This is a genomic window from Lachnoclostridium sp. An169 (assembly GCF_002160525.1).
In the GTDB taxonomy this organism is placed as follows: domain Bacteria; phylum Bacillota; class Clostridia; order Lachnospirales; family Lachnospiraceae; genus Mediterraneibacter; species Mediterraneibacter cottocaccae.
Genome location: NZ_NFKT01000017.1, coordinates 46,126 through 67,118, shown reverse-complemented (window position 1 = coordinate 67,118; position 20,993 = coordinate 46,126). Strand labels below are relative to the sequence as shown.

Annotated in this window: 17 protein-coding genes; 16 read left to right on the top strand and 1 reads right to left on the bottom strand. The window is 51.2% G+C overall.

Features of this window, described 5'->3' with window-relative positions:
• Positions 1–91: 91 nt before the first annotated feature.
• Genes B5F07_RS12795 through B5F07_RS12785 form a run of 3 tightly spaced genes read left to right on the top strand, consistent with a single transcriptional unit; the run spans position 92 to position 3,777 of the window.
• The gene (locus tag B5F07_RS12795; protein ID WP_087161681.1) at positions 92–1,270 is read left to right on the top strand and encodes a pyridoxal phosphate-dependent aminotransferase; all 1,179 of its coding nucleotides are present in this window, start codon (positions 92–94) and stop codon (positions 1,268–1,270) included.
• Complete coding sequence (locus tag B5F07_RS12790; RefSeq protein ID WP_087161680.1) at positions 1,267–2,343, top strand: iron-containing alcohol dehydrogenase family protein; 1,077 nt, start codon at positions 1,267–1,269, stop codon at positions 2,341–2,343. The genes B5F07_RS12795 and B5F07_RS12790 overlap by 4 nt, the downstream gene beginning before the upstream one ends.
• A gap of 24 nt (positions 2,344–2,367) precedes the next feature.
• Positions 2,368–3,777, top strand: a complete 1,410-nt coding sequence (locus tag B5F07_RS12785; RefSeq protein WP_087161679.1) for a YjiH family protein — start codon at positions 2,368–2,370, stop codon at positions 3,775–3,777.
• Positions 3,778–4,004: 227 nt separating this feature from the next.
• Here B5F07_RS12785 and B5F07_RS12780 read toward each other — a convergent pair whose 3' ends face one another.
• Positions 4,005–4,691, bottom strand: coding sequence for a DUF6198 family protein (locus tag B5F07_RS12780; RefSeq protein WP_087161678.1), 687 nt, complete (start codon positions 4,689–4,691; stop codon positions 4,005–4,007).
• A gap of 174 nt (positions 4,692–4,865) precedes the next feature.
• Between B5F07_RS12780 and B5F07_RS12775 the strand changes: the two genes are divergently transcribed.
• From B5F07_RS12775 to B5F07_RS12715, 13 genes are all read left to right on the top strand, one after another.
• Entirely contained in the window at positions 4,866–5,750 is an 885-nt protein-coding gene (locus tag B5F07_RS12775; protein ID WP_087161677.1) for a LysR family transcriptional regulator, read from the top strand.
• Positions 5,751–5,847: 97 nt separating this feature from the next.
• Entirely contained in the window at positions 5,848–6,555 is a 708-nt protein-coding gene (locus tag B5F07_RS12770) for a YoaK family protein (RefSeq protein WP_087161676.1), read from the top strand.
• Positions 6,556–6,802: 247 nt separating this feature from the next.
• Positions 6,803–7,999 (top strand): Gfo/Idh/MocA family protein, encoded by a 1,197-nt coding sequence (locus B5F07_RS12765; protein WP_087161675.1) that lies wholly within the window; start codon positions 6,803–6,805, stop codon positions 7,997–7,999.
• Positions 7,993–9,573, top strand: coding sequence for a sialate O-acetylesterase (locus tag B5F07_RS12760; protein WP_087161674.1), 1,581 nt, complete (start codon positions 7,993–7,995; stop codon positions 9,571–9,573). Before B5F07_RS12765 ends, B5F07_RS12760 begins: the two co-directional genes overlap by 7 nt.
• Positions 9,570–10,238 carry a response regulator transcription factor gene (locus B5F07_RS12755; protein ID WP_087161673.1) on the top strand — a complete coding sequence of 223 codons (669 nt, stop codon included), beginning with the start codon at positions 9,570–9,572 and terminating at the stop codon, positions 10,236–10,238. Before B5F07_RS12760 ends, B5F07_RS12755 begins: the two co-directional genes overlap by 4 nt.
• A complete protein-coding gene (locus tag B5F07_RS12750; protein ID WP_087161672.1) occupies positions 10,235–11,302 on the top strand; it encodes a sensor histidine kinase in 1,068 nt (355 codons plus the stop codon). Before B5F07_RS12755 ends, B5F07_RS12750 begins: the two co-directional genes overlap by 4 nt.
• Before the next feature lie 110 nt (positions 11,303–11,412).
• The gene (locus tag B5F07_RS12745; protein WP_087161671.1) at positions 11,413–12,180 is read left to right on the top strand and encodes an ABC transporter ATP-binding protein; all 768 of its coding nucleotides are present in this window, start codon (positions 11,413–11,415) and stop codon (positions 12,178–12,180) included.
• Positions 12,170–14,245: an ABC transporter permease gene (locus tag B5F07_RS12740; protein ID WP_087161670.1), complete on the top strand. Its 2,076-nt coding sequence runs from the start codon at positions 12,170–12,172 to the stop codon at positions 14,243–14,245. The genes B5F07_RS12745 and B5F07_RS12740 overlap by 11 nt, the downstream gene beginning before the upstream one ends.
• Before the next feature lie 262 nt (positions 14,246–14,507).
• A complete protein-coding gene (locus B5F07_RS12735) occupies positions 14,508–15,665 on the top strand; it encodes an AAA family ATPase (protein ID WP_087161669.1) in 1,158 nt (385 codons plus the stop codon).
• A gap of 225 nt (positions 15,666–15,890) precedes the next feature.
• Complete coding sequence (locus tag B5F07_RS12730) at positions 15,891–17,015, top strand: GntR family transcriptional regulator (RefSeq protein WP_087161668.1); 1,125 nt, start codon at positions 15,891–15,893, stop codon at positions 17,013–17,015.
• A 43-nt stretch (positions 17,016–17,058) separates the two neighbouring features.
• Entirely contained in the window at positions 17,059–17,754 is a 696-nt protein-coding gene (locus B5F07_RS12725) for an L-ribulose-5-phosphate 4-epimerase (protein ID WP_087161667.1), read from the top strand.
• Between the two features lie 14 nt (positions 17,755–17,768).
• Positions 17,769–19,268, top strand: coding sequence for an L-arabinose isomerase (gene araA / locus B5F07_RS12720; protein WP_087161666.1), 1,500 nt, complete (start codon positions 17,769–17,771; stop codon positions 19,266–19,268).
• A gap of 61 nt (positions 19,269–19,329) precedes the next feature.
• Positions 19,330–20,934: a xylulokinase gene (locus B5F07_RS12715; protein WP_087161665.1), complete on the top strand. Its 1,605-nt coding sequence runs from the start codon at positions 19,330–19,332 to the stop codon at positions 20,932–20,934.
• Positions 20,935–20,993 lie beyond the last annotated feature (59 nt).

The window sequence follows — 20,993 nt, the reverse complement described above, 5'->3', positions numbered from 1 at the left end:
ATTATATACAGGCTGATACAACGAGTCAATTCATTGGAGAGAAAAGCCGGTTGGAAAAAGTAAATCAGAAAAAAGAAAGGAAGAGTGTATTATGCCGAAATTGAGCGAGCGGGTCGGGACGTTTACAGATTCCGTGATCCGCAGGATGACAAGGATCAGTGACGAGTACGGGGCCATCAACCTGTCTCAGGGATTTCCGGATTTTGACCCGCCAAAAGAGATCATGGACGCCCTGGCGAAAGCCGCATATGCGGGACCGCACCAGTATTCCGTCACGTTTGGAGCCGAGAATTTCCGTGAGGCCCTGGCGGAGAAACAGGGGAGGGCGATCGGGAGGACCATTGATCCGGAAACGGAGATCGTGGTGACGTGCGGGGGCACGGAGGCGATGATGTGCGCCATGATGACGATCTGCAACCCCGGCGATAAGGTTATGGTGTTCTCGCCTTTTTATGAGAATTACGGGGCGGATGCCATCCTCTCCGGAGCAGAGCCCATTTACATCCCTCTTGTACCGCCGGAGTACGGTTTTGATATCCGTCTTGTGGAAGATGGATTCCGGGCAGGAGCGAAGGCAATCATCGTCTGCAATCCCTCCAACCCATGCGGGAAGGTGTTCTCCCGGGAAGAACTGATGCAGATCGGGGAGCTGGCTGTAAAATATGACGCCTTTGTGGTGACGGACGAGGTATATGAGCATATGGTGTATGCGCCGTATCATCATACGTGTATGGCATCCCTGCCGGGCATGTATGAACACACCATCACCTGCAATTCACTGTCCAAGACCTACTCGATCACAGGATGGCGGCTTGGATATCTGATCGGACCGGAAGAAGTGATTGAGGCTGCAAAAAAGGTCCATGATTTCCTGACTGTGGGAGCTGCGGCACCCCTGCAGGAGGCGGCGGTGACCGGGCTGAAGTTCCCGCCCTCCTACTATGAGGAACTTTTACGGACCTACACGGAAAAGAGGAATTATTTCCTCAAGGGACTGGATGAGATCGGGCTGAAACACAACGTGCCCCAGGGAACTTATTTCGTGCTCATCGACATTCAGGAATTTCTCGATCTTCCCATGTTTGCGGGATATACGGATCTGGAGTTCTGCGAGTGGATGATTAAAAATATCAAGGTGGCTGCAGTGCCGGGATCCAGTTTCTTCAAGGAAGAAGTGAATAATCTGATCCGTCTGCATTTTGCCCGCGAGAAGGAAACAATTGACGAAGCACTGCGCCGCCTGGCAAAGTTAAAGGAGCTTGTATCATGAAATCATATACGGTTTATTTTGCAAATTATACGATCGGGGAAGACGCATATGACCTTGTGCCGGAAGTGTGTGCCCCTTATGGAGAGCGGATCCTGCTGATCGGCGGGAAGAAGGCGTTTGAAGCGGCGGAAGATCTGCTTGGGAAGGCTCTGGAAGGTTCCGGGCTTCATATTGTCGGGAGAGGTGTGTTCGGCGAGGACTGCACACCGGGAAACATTGAGAGATGGGCTTCTGAGGCAAAAGAGCTGAAGGCGGATATGATCTTCGGCATGGGCGGAGGCAAGGCTCTGGATACCGCAAAAGGCGCTGCGGACAGGGCGGGGCTTCCTGTATTTACCTTCCCTACGATCGCGGCAACCTGTGCGGCGACAACAGCTCTGTCCGTGGTCTATAAAGAGGACGGCAACTTTGACAGCTTCTATTTCTTTGAGAAGCCGGCGAGACACTGCTTTATCAACACCCGGGTGATCGCGGATGCGCCCTGGAAATACCTGCGGGCAGGCATGGGTGACACTATGGGTAAATTTTTCGAGTGTCATTTTGCAGCCAGAGGAGACCGCCTGGATCACAGCTCATCTCTGGGACGGGAGATCAGCAATCTCTGCTACGGACCGCTCCTGGAACATGGCGTCCAGGCATTGAAAGACTGCAGAGAAAACATAGCATCCTATGATCTGGAACAGGCGGTACTGGCAAATATTGTCAGCACGGGAATGGTATCCCTGATGGTGCTCGACGACTACAACTGTGCCATTGCCCACTCCGTATACTACGGTCTGGTGCTGCTCCCGGGATTTGAGGAGAGATATCTTCACGGGGATGTGGTGGCATATGGTGTGCTCGTGCAGCTTGCAGTGGATAAAGACACAGAGCGCCTGAAAGAGGCAAAGGGATTCTTAAAGGAGCTGGGCATTCCTTCCACCCTGAAAGAGATGCAGGTACCTCTTGACCGGGATTACCTGAAGGACGTATTGAAGGAGACCGTCAGCGGCCCGGATATGGAGCATATTCCGTATCCCGTAACAGAAGATATGATCTTTGAAGCCATGAAAGTGGTGGAAGAACTGGCATAGAAAAGAAGAAGGGAAAAAAGAAGAATGAAAACAGAAGAAAAAAAACCCCAGGCCAGTGAAGCGGGGAAAGAACAGACCGGAATTAAGGCTGCCGGATCGTATGTGAACAGGAAAAACATGATCAAATTTCTTGTGGGCTCGGCTTTCGGCGTGCTGATGTTCCTTGTGCCGATTCCCTATGAGTCGTCATTTACCACACTGCTTGATTTTGTGAAGATGTGGATTCAGGCGCTTCTGGGCGGAAGTCTGATCTACATTGTGACCCTGCTTCTGGTGGTGTCGGCGGCGGTAAGCCTGGCTGATTTCATTTTCAAACCGGACCTGATCCGGAAGAACCGCTACTTGAGCAAGGCGTTCTGCACCACGCCGCTGTACCTTATCTCCAAGATTATCGGCGCGGTTGTGGGCGTGATGGTGCTGTTTGGTGTGGGACCGGAATTTGTGATCTCCGCGGATACAGGCGGAACGATCATCGACCTGTGCGGGACTCTGTTCTGCATCCTGATCGCCTTCAGCTTTGTCCTGCCGTTCCTTACAGACTGCGGAATCATGGAATTCCTGGGTGTGATCACCCGCCCGGTGGTGCGTCCGCTGTTCCATGTGCCGGGGCGGGCGTCCGTGGACCTGATTGCATCCTGGTTCGGCGCTGCCAATGCGGCAGTGATCCTGACAAGAGAGCAGTATATGAAGGGATTCTACACCAAGCGGGAGGCCGGGTATATTATGACGAATTTTTCTCTCGTATCCGTGCCCTTCTGTCTGATGGTGGCGGAGACTATCGGACTGGATTCCAGTTTCCCCATCTTTTATCTCTGCGTCTGTGTGGTGGGAGTGATACTGGCGGTGATCATTGCCAGAATTCCTCCGATCCGCACGATCCCCAATACTTACCGGGAAGCGACGGGAAGACGGGTGGCAGAGGACCGGCCGGAAGAGAAAGGCGTGCTTTCCTTTGCCCTGGAGTCGAGCTGTAAGCGTGCCAGTGAATTCCATGTGGATACCGTGCTGGTCAGCGGGCTGGAGGTTATGATGGGAACCCTCTTTGACCTGATCCCCATCGTGGCATCCTGGGGAGTTATAGCCCTGGCTATCGCCACTTATACGCCCTTCTTTGACTGGATCTCCTACCCCATGGGACTCTACCTTCAGCTCTTCGGCGTGGAGGATGCTTTTGTTGTGGCACCGGCGACCCTGGTCGGATTTACCGATATGTTTATCCCGGCGCTGCTGCTGGCAGGTTCAGATGTGGCAGTTAAGACCACGTTTATTATCGGGGCCCTGTCCCTTGTACAGATCATCTATCTGACCGAGGTGGGAACGGTTGTGATCAAGAGCGAAGTGCCTCTGGGCTTCTGGAAGCTGCTCCTGATTTTCCTGGAGAGGACGCTGATAGCGATTCCGATCCTGGTACTTCTGGCGAATCTGATCTACTGACCGGGAGCGCGGTCGTGCTGCTGACGGTACATAAGCCGGTACTGTCGGGGCGTCATGTGAAAGGAACCTTACACCCGGAAGGATCTTAACTGGATGGACAAAAAAGCCTGGAAGAACACTGCCCGGCAGCAGAATGGAGAGAGGGAAAGCTTCTGAATGGTATCGATATCAAGAGCTGGGTAAAAGAAAACTTATAGATAAAAAAGAAGTGATGGCAGATGCGGTCTTCAGGCGGGAAGATCTGCATCTGCTTTTTCTGTAAGAAATGAGACAAAGCGGAATTTCCGATCTAAAAGTGAGCCTGCCAGTCCCACTGCTTTTCCGGTTGTAAAAGCCGCCAGAACCGTGCCGATTCCGAGCCCGTCCAGATGCCCCAGGAAAACAAAGGTCATGACCGCTGTAATGGCAAGGCAGATCACGTCAAAGCTGATTTTGATTACCGGGTATCCGATACCTGTGATCTGGGAAAGCTCCCGGGGAAAGAGATCGGTAGGTATGATGGGGAGCCCGCAGCGGTTGGAAAGAGCGATCCCCAGACTGATCAGAATGTAACTGATCAGAAAATACAGGATCCGGCATGGCAGAGTATCCGGCAGTACCTGTATCCATGATTCATGCACATCAAGCAGTTCACTGAACACAAATCCAACTGCAAAACTGAACAGATAGACCGGGACAAAATGTTTCCTCAGAATCATCAGGCTTAAGATCAGAAGACCCTGAAAAAGATAAGTCCATGTCCCGAGTGTAAGCTGGGGAAATACATCGGTAAAGGCATATGGCACACTGGAGATGGCAGAGATCCCTGCGTTGGAGTACAACATCAGTACAACGCCGAAACTGTTGATGACCACGGCGACGATAAGGGCCAGTTCACCCCGCCATATGTGCCGTTCATCTTTGTTCATGTTCATTTTCACTCCTTCTGGCATTGAATAATAAAGAATTACGCCGAATTACAGTCTAGCGATTCTGTACAGCTTTGGCAAATAAATAATTTTCATGGAATGATAGATATTTTCTATCAGAGTACGGTGTGATAGTATTCTATTGTATAAAATAATCTTGTGCAGAAGGGATGGGAAAAATTGAATCTGTTTTATCTTCGTTATTTTGTAAAATTAGCTCATGTAAAGCATTACAGGAAGGCCGCCGAAGAGCTTTTTATCACACAGCCAAGTCTGAGCCATGCGATTATGCAGCTTGAGAGTGAACTGGGAGTTCCCCTCTTTGAAAAAAGCGGGAGAAACACAGAACTGACACGCTTTGGGAAGGAATTTCTTGTGTGCGCCGAAAAAACACTGGCGACTCTGGATGAAGGGATCGCTTCGCTTCAGAAGAGCGCGAAAGGGGAAGGACTGATCCGGCTTGGATTCCTGAGGACTTTGGGAGTGGAATATATCCCGGATATGGCTGCACGTTTTTTGAAGGAGAACGAAGGGCGGGACATCCGCTTTACCTTTCATACCGGAATCACTTCAGAACTGATCGAAGGTCTGAAAGAAAAGAAATATGACCTGGTGTTCTGCTCCAGACCATTAGAAGAGACGGGGCTGAATGCCGTGCCGGTCAGAAAGCAGAAGATGGTAGTGATCACACCGCAGGACCATCCGCTGGCAGAGAAAGAAAAAGTCAGTCTTGAGGAACTGCTGCCCTATCCTTTCATCGGTTTTTCCAGATCTTCAGGACTGCGAAGTGTTGTTGATCAGATGTTTGAAAAGGCGGGAGGACATCCCCTGACTGTTGCAGAAACGGAGGAGGATCAGGTTGTGGCGGGACTGACGGCACAGGGATTTGGCGTCTCCGTGGTTCCCTTTATGGATCTGCTGAAAAGACTGAGTGTGAAGATACTGGAGATTGAATTTCCGGAGAACGACAGATATTTTTATATGATCAGCGACGGACGGGCATTTCTCCCGCCTGCTGCACAGCGTTTCCGGGAGTTTGTGATGGACGATGATCATGATTTGTAACCGGAAAAAACGGTTCCCTTCTTGACACTTTTTGCCTGAGTGCTATAATAACGTCGGTACGCGAAAAAGAAAAATGTGAGAGGAGACGAATCGCTGTATGGACGAGACGGCACAGTATGAGACAAGGCTTCATTATACATTATCATTTATCGGAGGATTCCTGGGGGTCTACGCAATCCTTGCAAGATGTGATTTCCTCGGGTCGGCCCAGACATCGAATATGATCTATCTTGTGACTGGCATCCTGGGGCGGAATTTCTACGAAGTTCTCTTAAGGGTGGGAGCGATGCTTCTCTACATGGCAGCCGTTGCGCTGACTGTTTATCTGCCGAAACATACTAAGATCAATATTCAGGTCATGAGTATATGTGTCACAGCTGTGGCGGCAGTTATTCTGGGGTTCCTGCCTCTGGACATGAACCCGATCCTCGGTCTGTACCCGATTTTTTTTGCCACGGCATTTCAATGGTGCAGCTTTAAGGGGGCAAGAGGATTTTCCAGCTCGACGATTTTTTCGACAAATAACTTCCGGCAGTTTACTGCAGCTCTTACGGAAGTGGTTCTTAATCAAAATGAGGAGCAGAAGGACAAGGCAAGATTTTTCGGTGGTACACTTGTTTCTTTCCATGCAGGCGTGGCTGTATCCTTCCTGCTCTGGCAGATGTTCCATGTCCATGATGCCTGGTTTGTCGTGATTCCGGCGGTTGCGGCAGGAGTGCAGATGGTAAGACACCTGGCTGCAGAGAAGGAAAAAGGGAGAAGTAATACCGGAAAGAGCGGTCAGATTCTGCGAGCAGGGCTTTGATAGATAAAGAGACTGCAATGATCTGAAAATATAAAAAGTATCCGCAGCGAAACAGCGGGAGCATCTTTTTACAGATGTATCATCCGTTTCGCTGCGGTTTTATTTTCTCCCGAAGAACTTCAACTTCACAGGAATGTCTTTTATAAGATTTCTCATCCATTTCCCGAAAATCAATGTTATAATAGTAGCTGATATGTTCCCGGCATAACATCCCGGGCCCATCAAAAAACGAAGGAGGCATTATATTATGGACAGAAAAGTAAGGACAGCCGTGGTGGGATGCGGAGCAATCAGCGACATCTATCTCACCAACATGATGAAGAAATATTCCACTCTGGAAGTTGTATCCTGCGCCGCAGCTCATCTGGAGAGCGCACAGAAGAAAGCGAAAGAGTACGGAATCCGGGCGTGTACCTATGATGAGATTCTTGCAGATGACAGCATCGAACTTGTGGTGGTGCTGACGCCTGCCCCCACTCATTTTGAACTGATCCGGCAGGCGCTGGAGGCAGGAAAACATGTCTACACGGAGAAAACTCTCACCGACAGGCTGGAGGACGGAAAAGTGCTCCTTGATCTGGCGCGGGAGAAAGGGCTTCTGCTGGGAGCTGCGCCGGAGACATTTCTTGGCTCCTGCTTTCAGACGGCGCGAAAGGCGATCGATGACGGGCTGATCGGCGAGGTGACTTCCTTTACGGTCTGCGCCAACCGGAATATTGATCTTCTGGCGAGCATCTTTACGTTCCTGCGGATGCCGGGAGGCGGGATCTGTTATGATTACGGCGTCTATTACCTGACCGCACTGGTCAGCCTGTTAGGACCGGTGGACCGGGTATCGGCTGTGGTGGAGAACCGGAAAAAGGTGCGGACGAATATATTCCCGCAGAGTCCGGAATTCGGCAAAGAATATACTTATGACAATGAGAGCCAGGTGACGGCAATCCTGAAGATGGAGAGCGGTGTTGCCGGAACGCTTACCCTCAACGGGGAGTCCCTGATGAAAGATCTGGGTGTATTTACCATATACGGCACGAAAGGGGTTCTCTTCCTTGGCGACGCCAACCAGTTCGGCGGCGAGGTGCAGTATATCCCGGAGATAACCGGTATGGAGGATATGGACAGGGATAACAGAAGAACACTGGAGCCGGTGTCTGATCTGTCTGACAACTGCCGGGGCATCGGACCGGCGGAGATGGCGCGGGCGATCCTCAGAGCCGGAAAAGCGCAGGGCGGAGAAACCGGGAAAACAGCCGGAAAATCTCCGGAAATGCCGAGGATCCGGGTGGACGTGACTATGGCTTACCATGTGCTTGACACCATCTGCCAGATCATGAAGAGCGGCGGGACGGACAGGATGGAACATGTGGAGTCGACCTGTGAGCGGCCGGAAGCGTTTACCGACTGGAAAGAACTGATTGCGGAAAAGAGGGAAGGATCATGTTGAAGACAGCGTTGCTATTTCAGGATCATATGATCATTCAGCGGGAGAAGAAGGTCTCCGTGTGGGGAGAAGCTGCCCCGGGGGCAGAAGTCACAGTGACGATGCAGGGGAAAACGTCAGCGGCCACAGCCGATGCAGAGGGAAAATGGACTGCAGTGTGCGGACCGTTTGACACATCTTTCGGAGAAGAGATGGAGATCGTATCCGGAGAAGAGAGAATTTCGTTAAAGGACGTTCAGGTGGGCGAGGTGTGGCTTGCCGGGGGACAGTCCAATATGGAGTTTCACATGCGCTATGATGCGGACATGGAGACGGAAAAAAGGCAGTGTGCCAATGACGCTGTCCGGTTTTTTGACTATCCGGAAGTGTCTTACGTGGGGCAGATCGACGAGGCGGATTACGGGAAACATTACGGATTCTGGCGGAAGGCAGAGCCGGAGCAGTTGGAGCGCTTCTCTGCAGTGGGTTACTATTTTGCAAAAGAACTTCAGAAGAAATATCAGGTTCCGGTTGGAATCGTGGGCTGCAACTGGGGCGGCACTCCGGCATGTGCATGGATGCCCCGGGAGGCCGTGGCGGAAGGCGGCGGACAGGTTTTTCTGGATGAGTATGACGAGGCAGTGAGCCGGCTGGATCTGGAAAAATATGAGGAAAACTTCCGGAATAATCCGGCGTCCTATCAGACGGATCTGCTTGGAAATCCTATCAGCGACATGATGATGCGGGGCTGTACACAGGAGGAGTTCGCTGCGAAGATGATGGAGCAGGGGATTGACCTTACGAAAATTGATCCGGAGGCTATGGCGCCCCAGATCGGACCGAAGTATGAGCGGCGCCCGGGAGGACTGTATGAGTCCATGCTCTGCCAGGTGGCGCCTTATACGGTGCGCGGCGTGATCTGGTATCAGGGGGAGACGGACGGGGATACCCATCCGGAAGTCTACCATACGCTGTTCCCGGAGATGATCCGTTCCTGGAGGCGACTCTGGAATGAGAATCTTCCCTTCCTGTTTGTCCAGATTGCACCGCTGAACCAGTGGATGCAGTGTATCGGCGAGCCTTATGCGAAAATCCGTGAGGCGCAGCAGTACACGGCGGACACCGTTGAGAATACCGGTATGGCAGTGATCACGGACGTGGGGATGGAGTGGGATATCCACCCGAAGAAAAAGCAGCCGGTGGGGCACAGGCTTGCCCTTCTGGCGGAAAACAGAGTGTATGGGGAGAATGTTCTCTGTGAAGCGCCCACACTGGTAAAGGCGGAGACGGAGGACGGAAAGCTCACTCTTACTTTTGAAAATGCAGGGGAAGGGCTGCACCTGACGGAGAAGGTTCCCTACGGACAGACTGTGGGGAAGAAAAAAGCGGGCGGCCTGCAGGTATTTCAGGATGGAAGAGCGCTTGATCCGGAGAAAATGGAGGCGTCTGCCGCAGGAAGGCAGATGATCATTTCAGGCGATGAGATCCGGGGCGGCGTTCCCACGGAAGTGAGGCTTGCCCGGACGGGATGGTATCTGGTGAATCTGTACAACAGTGCGGATATTCCGGCAAGACCGGCAGAGGTACAGTGCGGATGAAGAAAATACTGATTGTAGAAGATGACAGAGTGCTGCGAAATGAGGTGAAAACGCTTCTGGAAGGGAGCGGTTATGAGACGGCGGTCCTGGAGCAGTTCGACCGGGTGCCGGAAGAGGCGGAGGAGCTTAAGCCGGATCTGATCCTTCTGGACATCATTCTTCCCGGAGCCAACGGGCAGGCGATCCTCCGGGAGCTCCGGGAGAAATCGGATGTTCCGGTGATCATGCTCACCAGCAGGGACGGGGATGTGGAGGAGATCTTAAGCCGCAGCGCCGGGGCGGATGATTATATTACAAAGCCCTATAATCCGACGCTTCTGCTCCTTCGGATCGAGTCGGTGCTTCGCCGTGCATCCGGTCAGCCCAAAGAGGAAGAACTGACATACCGGGGGCTGAAGATCAGTCTGCCCCGGAGTTCAATCATACGGGATGGGGACGAGATCGTTCTCTCCCACAATGAAATGACGATTCTGCACTGCCTTCTGAAGAACAGGGGACGGATCGTATCCAGGGATGAGCTGATGGATTATCTGTGGGATTTCAGTGAATTTGTGGACGACAATACGCTCACGGTGAATATCAACCGGCTGAGGAAGCGCCTGGCTTCCATCGGTCTGGAGGATGTGATTGAGACAAGGAGAAAGCAGGGGTATATGCTGGTATGACATTCGGAGAATACTTGAGAGATCATGTGTACCATATTCTGATCTGGCTTCTCATGACTGCGGTGACGGAGGGGGTGCTGCTGCTTTTCGGCAGCATCCCGGCTCTGTCTGTTTTTGTTCTGGGGATTCTTCTGTGCGGGGGCGCCGGGATACTGGCGTATGATTTTCTGCGGAAAGCGGCATTTTATAATGATATGGCGGAGAAAATGGAACACCTGAAAGAAAAATACCTTTTTGCGGAGATGCAGGAGGAGCCCCGTTTCCTGGAGGGGAAGATCTGGCACAGGAACCTGGAGGATATATCCAAGTCCATGAACGATGAGATTGCGCGGCATGAACGGGTGAGTTCGGAATTTAAGGAATATACGGAGCGGTGGATCCATGAGATCAAGATCCCCATAGCCAGCGCCAAACTGATCCTCCATAACAGCCGTGGTGAGAGCCGCGTCAGTGACGAATCCGGGGAGAACAGCCGGAGGCTCAAAGAACAGATCGGGAGGATCGAGAGCGATGTGGAGAAGGTGCTCTATTATATCCGGAGCGAAGTCCCGCGAAACGATTACCGGATCGGGGAACATACTCTGCGGGAGATCGTCCGGGAGGCGGTAAGAGAGAACAAGGACAGCCTGATTCTCAACCGTTTTTCCGTGCAGATGGAGATCGGGGAGGAGAAAGTGTACACAGACCGGAAATGGCTGGTTTTCATGCTCGGACAGATGATCAGCAATTCCGTGAAATATGCCCGGGAAGAGAAGCATGGTGATTTTCCGGGAAGCGGAAAATCGGATACGGGCAGGGTAATCCGCTTCCGTGCGGAAACAAAAGCGGACCGCATCCGGCTTTTTGTGGAGGACAACGGCATCGGGATCAGCACCGGGGACCTGCCCCGGATCTTTGACAAGTCATTTACCGGAGAAAACGGCAGAAAAACCGCTGCCTCCACAGGCATGGGGCTCTACATCTGCCGGAAACTCTGCACAGAGATGGGACACTGCATCGGCGCAGAGTCTGAACCGGGCGCAGGGACACGGATTATCGTAGAGTTCGGAACCGTGCGTCTGTGAGAAAACTTACAGGATTGTAAGTTTAAGTCAGGAGGATCGATGTTGCGCGCTTACAGGATTCCGTATACTTAAGGTGAAAATACTACTGTCATGAAAGGACGGATATTATAATGAGTGAACTGTTAAAGATTGAACACCTTGTCAAGTATTACGGAAACCGGTCCAGCCTGACCAAAGCGCTGAACGATATTTCGTTTTCCGTGGAGAAAGGAGAATTTACTGCAATAATGGGGGCTTCCGGATCCGGCAAGACGACTCTGTTAAACTGCATCTCCACGATCGACCGGCCGACAGCCGGGCAGATCTATATTGACGGAATCTGTACGTCGGACTTAAAGCGCAATGCACTGGCGGATTTCAGAAGGGACCGGCTGGGATTTATTTTCCAGGACTTTAACCTGCTGGATACGCTGACAGCATTTGACAACATCGCCCTGGCACTGCAGATCCAGAAATGTGATCCCAAAAAGATCCGGGGAAAGGTGGAACAGGCGGCCGACAGGCTCGGCATCCGGGAAGTGCTGGACAAATACCCCTACCAGATGTCCGGCGGGCAGAAGCAGCGCACCGCGGCGGCGAGGGCAGTCATTACCGGTCCTTCCATTATTCTTGCGGATGAGCCGACCGGGGCGCTGGATTCCCGCAATTCCCGTACACTTCTTGAGAGCCTGCGGGCGCTGAACGAGGAGGAGCACGCCACCATCCTTATGGTGACCCACGACAGTTTTGCGGCGAGCTACGCGTCAAGAGTGCTGTTCATGAAAGATGGGGAAATCTTCAATGAACTGCGCCGGGGCAAAGAGGAGCGGAGAGCCTTCTTCGACAGCATTATGGATGTTGTCTCTCTGATGGGAGGTGACCTGAATTATGCTGTTTAGGATTTCCATGAAAAATCTGAAGAAGAGCATCCGGGATTACTCCATCTATTTCTTTACCCTGATTCTGGGCGTCTGCATTTTCTATGTGTTTAATGCAGTAGATTCCCAGACAGCGCTGATGGATCTCTCGAAAAAGCGTTCGGATATGGTAGATATTCTTGTGACAGTTCTGTCTGCCATGAGTGTGGTCGTCTCCTGTATCCTGGGATTCCTCATCGTGTACGCCAGCCGTTTCCTGCTGCGGAAGAGAAAGAAGGAGTTCGGCCTGTATCTGACTCTGGGTATGAAAAAGTCGGACATTGCCAGGATCCTTCTCACAGAGACGGCGGTGATCGGGCTGATCTCCCTTGCTGTCGGTCTGCTGGCGGGTGTGGGGCTGTCCCAGTTTATGTCCCTTTTTGTGGCAAATCTCTTCCAGGCTGACATGACCGGTTTCGTCTTTACTTTATCGGTTCCCACCCTGCTGAAAACAGTGGGATATTTCGCTATTATTTACGTGGTGGTGATCGTGATGAACACCATTGTGGTCATGCGTTCCCAGATCATCGACCTGTATGTGGGAGCGAGGAAAAAAGAGAAAATGCATCTGAAGAATCCCTGGGTCTGCCTGGCGGTATTTCTCTTTGCCTGCGTGATACTGGGCATAGCTTACTATAATGTGACTGCAAACGAGGCGAACATGACGAGCGAGGCGCTTGTGATGGTGCAGATCGTCCTGGGAATCATCGGGACGTTCCTGGTGTTCTGGTCGGTGTCGGGATTTGCCATCAATGTACTGAAAAAGATCCCCGGCATCTATCACCGGCGGCTGAACTCCTTCATTATCAGCGAGACGGGAAGCCAGATCAATACATTTGTGGCGGCTGCCTCGATCATCTGCCTGCTTCTGTTCGTCACGATCTGCCTGCTCTCGTCCGCATTTACGCTGAAGTCATACCGGGAGGGCAGGATCGACCGGCTGGCCCCCATTGATGTGTCCATGAGCCGGAATATGACCGGGGAAAGCGATGATGAAAGCGCCGGGGAAAGTACGGCAGATGTGAAAAACCAGCCGGACGGGAAAACGGTGGCAGATGTGCTTGCAGAGAAGGAATTTGATATGAACTCTTTGGACATTCTTGAAGAGTTTGTCGCTTATAAGACAGAGACCGTGACAAACCAGACTGTCATGGGAAGCTATATGGAAAGCCTTCTGGAAGCGGATTCTTCCTTCCGGTATATGGCGGCGGAAGAGATTGAGATGATCCGGGTCGGCGATTATAACCGGGCGGCGCAGATCTACGGGTTCGATCCGGTCAGCCTGGGCGAAAATGAATATGCCATAAGCTGTGATTACCCCAACATGGTGAAATTCTTCCAGTACGGCCTGGCTGTAAATGATACGATAGAAGTGAAAGGACGGACCCTGACCGCAGCGAAGGATACCTGTCTGGACGGATTCCTCATGATGAACTATTCCGAGTCCAACATGGGAATTATCGTTGTGCCGGATGACATTCCCTTTGAGGAAAATGATGCGGCAAAGAGCTATCTTCTGGCAGATTATTCCGGAGGTTATGATACGAAAGAATTCCGTTCCTATATGGATGACGGGGCGTTTAACAGACAGGTAAACAGTGATGCGGAGGATGGAAAAAGGGTGATTTCCAGTACCCGGTCATATATTGCAGACGACAATATCGGCTCCAGCGGCCTGGTGGTATTCCTTGCCCTTTACCTGGGATTCGTGTTCATTATCAGCGGCGCCGCAATCCTGGCATTAAAAGAAATGTCGGATGCCATTGACAGCCGGGAAAAATACAGAATACTCCGGGAGCTGGGCGTGGGAGACCGGGAGCGGAACCGGGCGCTGTTTATCCAGATGGGCGTGTTTTTCGGACTTCCGCTGATCCTGGCTGTAATCCACTCTGTATTCGGCATCCAGGTCTGCAACAACATGATGACCATCAGTGATTCCGGAAGCATCTCGGTATCTCTGGTAGTCACGGCGCTGCTGATCGTGGCGGTGTACGGCGGATATTTCCTGCTGTCGTACCTGTGCTGCAGAAGAGTGGTCGGGGAGTAAATCTGACAGGAAATTCAGAATTTACGGAGGTGACAGTAATGGATTTCAGGAAAACATTTGACAGGATCCCGGAAAGATTCGAGAAATACAGACCGAGATACTGCGATGAATTATTTCATGAACTGACAGAAAGATGCGTATGATCTTGTCTATTCCGCGGCAACGATACCGTTGTATCTTGTGCAAAAGCCGGTATGGAAGATAAATGGCGGGTGTGGTAGAATGGAATTAAATCTGAAAGAAAAGAAAGGCGGTGGCGTGTGTGAATTATCTGAATACCGGAATCCCCATCGTACGATATCAGAAAACCTGTACACAGATCCCTTATGTGGATAAAAGCGGCATGATTGAACTGCTGAACCAGAAAATAGGAATCAATGACTGTTATGTCTGTGTGACCCGTCCCCGCAGATTCGGGAAGACGGTGAATGCCAATATGCTCGGAGCGTACTATACGAAGGGCTATGATACAGCGGAACTGTTTCAGAACAGACAGATTGCCGCTGCGCCGTCGTTTGCTGACCACCTGAACCGACATAACGTCATATATATTGATTTCAGTCGAAGACCGGATCTGTGCGAGGATTACCACACTTATATTTCAAGTATCAGGGAATGTTTTATTGAAGACCTGACAGAGTGCTATCCGTTTCTGAAAGAAAAGAAATATGACAGTATCAGCAGAATGTTGTGGGATACAAAAGAATCTTTCATTTTTATTATGGATGAATGGGATTCGATTTTTTATGAGGAATATATGTCGGAAAGGGACAAAAATGCTTATCTCGGATTTCTGAAGAATCTGCTGAAAGATCAGCCTTATGTGGATCTGGCATATATGACAGGCGTGCTTCCGATTGCAAAATATTCGAGCGGCTCTGAACTGAATATGTTTGCCGAATACAATTTTATCAATGATAATATATTTGACAGATATTTTGGTTTCAGTGAAAGTGAAGTAAAGGGGGTATGCCTGAATTACTGGACTGAGACGGGACCGATGAATGAGGTGGCAGAATGTGTAGAAAATAATGCTGCAGAGGTCAGGGAAGATGTTGTAAAGATGGTATCAGGGATACCGGTCCGGGTTGAGCTGACCGGATACAGTGCATTACAGCCAAGCATGAAGACAAGGGATGAAATACTTTCAGCGATGGTTGTCTATGGATTTCTTTCTTATCATAACGGATATCTGCAAATACCGAATCTGGAACTGATGGAGAAATTTCAGCAGGTTCTTACACGGTCGAGCATGGGTGAAATACGGGAAATCGTGGAATCTTCCAGAAATATGCTGCAGGCGACATTATCCGGGGATGAAGGAAAAGTTGCATCTTTTCTCGAAGAAGTGCACGACAGAGAGATCCCGTTTCTGGAATACAATGATAAGACTCATCACTGCAGAATAGAAAAATTATAAATGGGTCATGAAAAAATAATGGTGTGAAAGAGAGAAGTTGTATTGCTTTAAAGTTCTAAAAACAATACAACTTCTTATTTTTTTATAAAATGTGACTTTGGTATTTATCAATACTGCGAATTGTTATTAAAGTTGTATTGTTGTATAGTTATAACAGGCAGAAATATCTGTCTGTAATTTAGTATGTTAGGGAAGAACCTGTACCGGGAAAGGAGGCAGAAGCTCATGAAGAAAGACTCTGGCGGACCGGCAGAGAGAGCCGGCAGATCACAGAAAAAATATGAGACAATCGTATCCTGGGTCCATGCACAGCTTGACAGCGGAAGTCTTGTCTGCGGCAGCAGGCTCCCCTCGGAAAAGGATCTGATGGAACAGTTTCAGGTGAGCAGGCAGACGGTCCGGCGTGCTCTGGAAGAGCTTGCATCTGCCGGAATTACGGAGAGCCGCCGGGGAAGCGGCACATATATTGCCGTGAACCGCCGGAAGAAGCCGGGAGATACCGTTCGTATCGCGGTGATGCTGACCCATGTGGATACCTACATTTTCCCTGCGATCGTAAAGGGGATTGAGTCTGTGCTCTCGGGAAAAGGGTGTATGCTTCAGATCTCCATGACGGACAATGCAGTGGAGAAGGAACGCATGCTTCTGAAAGATTTCATCCGCGGGCAGACGGTGGACGGGCTCATCGCCGAGCCGGTAAAAAGCGGTCTTCCGAATCCCAATCTTGAGCTCTACAAAGAGTTGGAAAACGCGGGAATTCCGGTTCTGTTTATCAACAGTTTTTACCGGGACATTGACATCCCCCACGTCAGCCTGGACGACAGGGCAGCAGGATATGCGGCGGCAAAGCATCTGCTGGACTGCGGGCACAGAAAGATCGGCGGGATCTTTAAATCCGATGACGGGCAGGGGCATCTGCGGTACGCGGGATATACCCGGGCGCTGATGGAACAGGATATCCGGGTGAGAGGCGGAAAGATCATCTGGATCGATTCTGATGAGATCCGGGAGATGGAAGAGGAGAGCGCCCGCATTATAAAAAGACTGAAGGAATGTACAGCCTGTGTCTGCTATAATGACGAGATCGCCTACCGGCTGGTGGGAATTCTGCAGAGTGCGGGGATTGCAGTCCCGGGGGATATTTCCGTGGTGGGAATTGACAATTCCAGTCTGGCACAGTTCGGTCCGGTACCCCTTACTTCCATCGAAAATCCGGCGGAAGAGCTGGGAAGGACTGCCGCGGAGCTGATGGTGCAGAAGATACGGGGAGAAGGAGTGCTTGCAACACGGGAATTCCAGCCCCGGCTTGTCATGAGAAATTCCGTCAGAGTATGGAGTGAGCTGTTGTAGAAGAAATTACAGAATAAAGCAGAAAAGAGAGGAGAAGATCACAATGTTAGAAGCACTGAAAAAAGAAGTTTACGAGGCAAATATGCTGCTTCCCAAATATAATCTTGTGACATTTACATGGGGAAATGTCAGCGGAATCGACCGGGAGAGCGGTCTCTTTGTCATCAAGCCGAGCGGAGTAGAGTACGATCTGCTTACTCCCGACGACATGGTTGTGGTAGATCTGGAAGGAAACAAAGTGGAGGGAAGATATAATCCTTCTTCTGACACGCCGACCCATGTGGTGCTGTACAACCGTTTCCCGAACATCGGGGGAATCGTACACACCCACTCACCCTGGGCGACAAGCTGGGCACAGGCGGGAAGAGACATCCCCTGCTACGGGACAACCCATGCGGATTACATTTACGGGGAGATTCCCTGTGTACGCAACCTTACAAAGGAAGAGATCGAGGAAGCCTATGAGAAAAACACAGGCGTTCTGATCGCTGATGAATTCGAGGCGAGGAAGAAGGACTACATTGCAGTTCCTGCCGTCCTGTGCAAGAACCACGGCGTATTTACCTGGGGCAAGGACGCCCACGAAGCTGTTCACAACGCGGTGGTGGCAGAGGAAGTGGCAAAGATGGCGGCGCGCTGCGAGATGATCAATCCGGAGGTGAAGCCCGCACCGCAGGAACTGCAGGATAAGCATTACTACAGGAAACACGGAGCAAACGCATACTACGGACAGAAATAAGGAGGATTTTAGAGATGCTGAAAAGAAAAGATTACAAATTCTGGTTTTGTACGGGATCGCAGGATCTTTACGGGGATGAGTGTCTGGCGCATGTGGCGGAGCATGCGAAGATCATTGTGGAGAAATTAAATGAGTCGGGGGTTCTGCCTTATGAAGTGGTGTGGAAACCGACGCTGATCACAAACGAGCTGATCCGCAGGACGTTCAACGAGGCGAATATGGATGAGAACTGCGCGGGCGTGATTACATGGATGCATACATTTTCTCCGGCGAAATCCTGGATCCTCGGACTGCAGGAATACAGAAAACCGCTTCTGCATCTGCACACACAGTTTAATATGGAGATCCCTTATGATACAATAGATATGGATTTCATGAATGAGAACCAGTCTGCCCACGGCGGCCGCGAGTTCGGCCACATTTTCACCCGCATGGGAATCGAGCGCAAGGTGGTTGTGGGACACTGGTCGGACGAAAATGTGCAGAAGAAGATCGCTTCCTGGATGCGCACTGCAGTGGGCGTGATCGAGAGCAGTCATGTCCGTGTCATGAGAGTGGCGGACAACATGAGAAATGTAGCTGTCACGGACGGCGACAAGGTGGAAGCACAGATTAAGTTCGGCTGGGAAGTAGACGCCTATCCGGTAAATGAGATCGCCGAGGCTGTAAATGATGTCAGCGCGGGAGAGGTAAATGCGCTTGTGGACGAGTACTATGATACGTACCAGATCCTTCTGGAGGGCAGGGATCCGGAAGAGTTTAAGAGACATGTTGCTGTCCAGGCACAGATCGAGATCGGATTTGAGCGGTTCCTGGAAGAGAAAAACTACCAGGCGATTGTCACTCATTTCGGGGATCTGGGAAGCTTAAAGCAGCTCCCGGGACTTGCCATGCAGAGACTGATGCAGAAGGGCTACGGATTCGGCGCGGAAGGAGACTGGAAGACGGCAGCCATGGTGCGCATTATGAAGATTATGACAGAAGGAATGAAGGATGCAAAGGGTACCTCTTTCATGGAGGATTATACATACAACCTTGTGCCGGGCAGGGAAGGAATTCTTGAGGCGCATATGCTTGAGGTGTGTCCGACGATCGCGGACGGCCCTGTCAGCATCAAGGTTCAGCCGCTGTCCATGGGTGACAGGGAAGATCCGGCGAGACTGGTATTTACATCGAAAGAAGGCCCTGCCATCGCCACATCCCTGATCGACCTGGGAGACCGGTTCCGCCTGATTATCAATAATGTAAACTGCAAAAAGACAGAAAAACCGATGCCGAAACTTCCGGTAGCAACTGCATTCTGGACGCCGGAACCGAACCTGCAGACCGGCGCGGAGGCGTGGATTCTCTGCGGAGGCGCACACCATACCGCGTTTTCCTATGACCTGACTGCAGAGCAGATGGGAGACTGGGCGGCAATGATGGGAATCGAGGCTGTTTATATTGACAAGGATACGACGATCCGGAACCTGAAAAATGAGCTGAGATGGAATGATGTTGCATACAGAAAATAGTGAACCGAGAAGGAATGACATTTCACACAGAAAACTGTGAATCGAGAAGGAGGTTAATGGAATGCGTGAAAAAAATCAGATCAGAGAAGCAATCCAAAGCGGTAAGACGATTCTGGGAATCGAACTTGGCTCCACGAGAATCAAGGCCGTGCTGATCGACGAGGACAGATCCCCGGTTGCGGCGGGCAGTTTTGAGTGGGAAAACCAGTATGTGGATCATATCTGGACCTATTCCCTGGAGGATGTATGGAAAGGCCTTCAGGGCTGCTACCGGGATCTTGCGGAAAATGTGGAAAAGGAGTACGGCGTGAAACTGACCCGGCTTGCGGCAGCCGGAATAAGCGCCATGATGCACGGCTATCTGGCGTTTGACGAAAACGATACCCTGCTTGTTCCGTTCCGCACATGGAGGAACACGATCACCGGCGAGGCTGCGGCAAAACTTTCTGCCCTGTTCAACTACAATATTCCTCAGCGCTGGAGTATTGCGCACCTGTATCAGGCCATTTTAAACGGAGAGGAACATGTGGACAGAGTCCGCTTTATCACAACGCTTGCCGGGTATGTACACTGGAAGCTGACCGGGCAGAAAGTAATCGGAAACGGAGACGCTTCCGGAATGTTCCCCATCGATCCTGCAACAAAAGACTACAACGCCAGGATGATCGGACAGTTCGAAGAGCTGGTTGCAGAAAAAGGATTTTCCTGGAAACTCAGGGACATTCTGCCGAAGTCGCTTCTGGCAGGAGAAGACGTAGGAACGCTGACAGAGGAGGGGGCAAAACTTCTTGACCCCAGCGGGAATCTGGAAGCGGGAATCCCCATGTGTCCGCCCGAAGGTGACGCCGGAACAGGAATGGCAGCGACAAACAGTGTGGCGGTCCGCACAGGAAACGTGTCTGCGGGAACCAGTGTATTTGCCATGGCGGTACTGGAAAAGGAACTGACGAAACCGTATGAGGAAATTGATCTTGTGACTACTCCTGCAGGAGATCCTGTGGCCATGGTCCACTGCAACAACTGTACATCCGATCTGAATGCCTGGGTCGGCCTGTTCAAAGAGTTTGCCGACTGCATGGGAATGGACGCAGATATGAACAGGATCTTCGGAACTCTCTACAACAAGGCGCTGGAAGGCGATGCCGACTGCGGCGGGCTTCTGGCATACAACTATTTCTCCGGAGAGCCGGTAACCGGATTCGACGAGGGCAGACCGCTCTTTGTCCGCTCTGCGGAGAGCCGGTTTAACCTGGCGAATTTCATGAGGGTTCACCTGTATACCTCCCTGGGAGCGCTGACTTCGGGTATGGATATCCTTCTGAAAAAGGAGAATATCAAACTGGACAAAATGATGGGACACGGCGGTCTCTTCAAGACGAAAGGCGTGGGCCAGCGGATCCTCGCCGGAGCCATCAACACGCCGGTCTGCGTCATGGAGACGGCAGGAGAGGGCGGCGCCTGGGGAATCGCGCTTCTGGCAGATTACATGGTCAGCCGGGATGAGGGCGAATCTCTTACGGATTTCCTCGCCAATAAAGTATTCGCAGGCACCGCAGGAGAGGAGATGGATCCTGTGGAAGCAGATGTAAAGGGATACGAGGCATTTATGGAGAGATATAAGAAAGGGCTGGCTGTGGAGAGAGCAGCAGTGGAGAGCGGAATATAAAAATAAAGGGCATACTGCATGAGAAAAATAAATTCCCATGCAGCATGCCCTTTTCATGT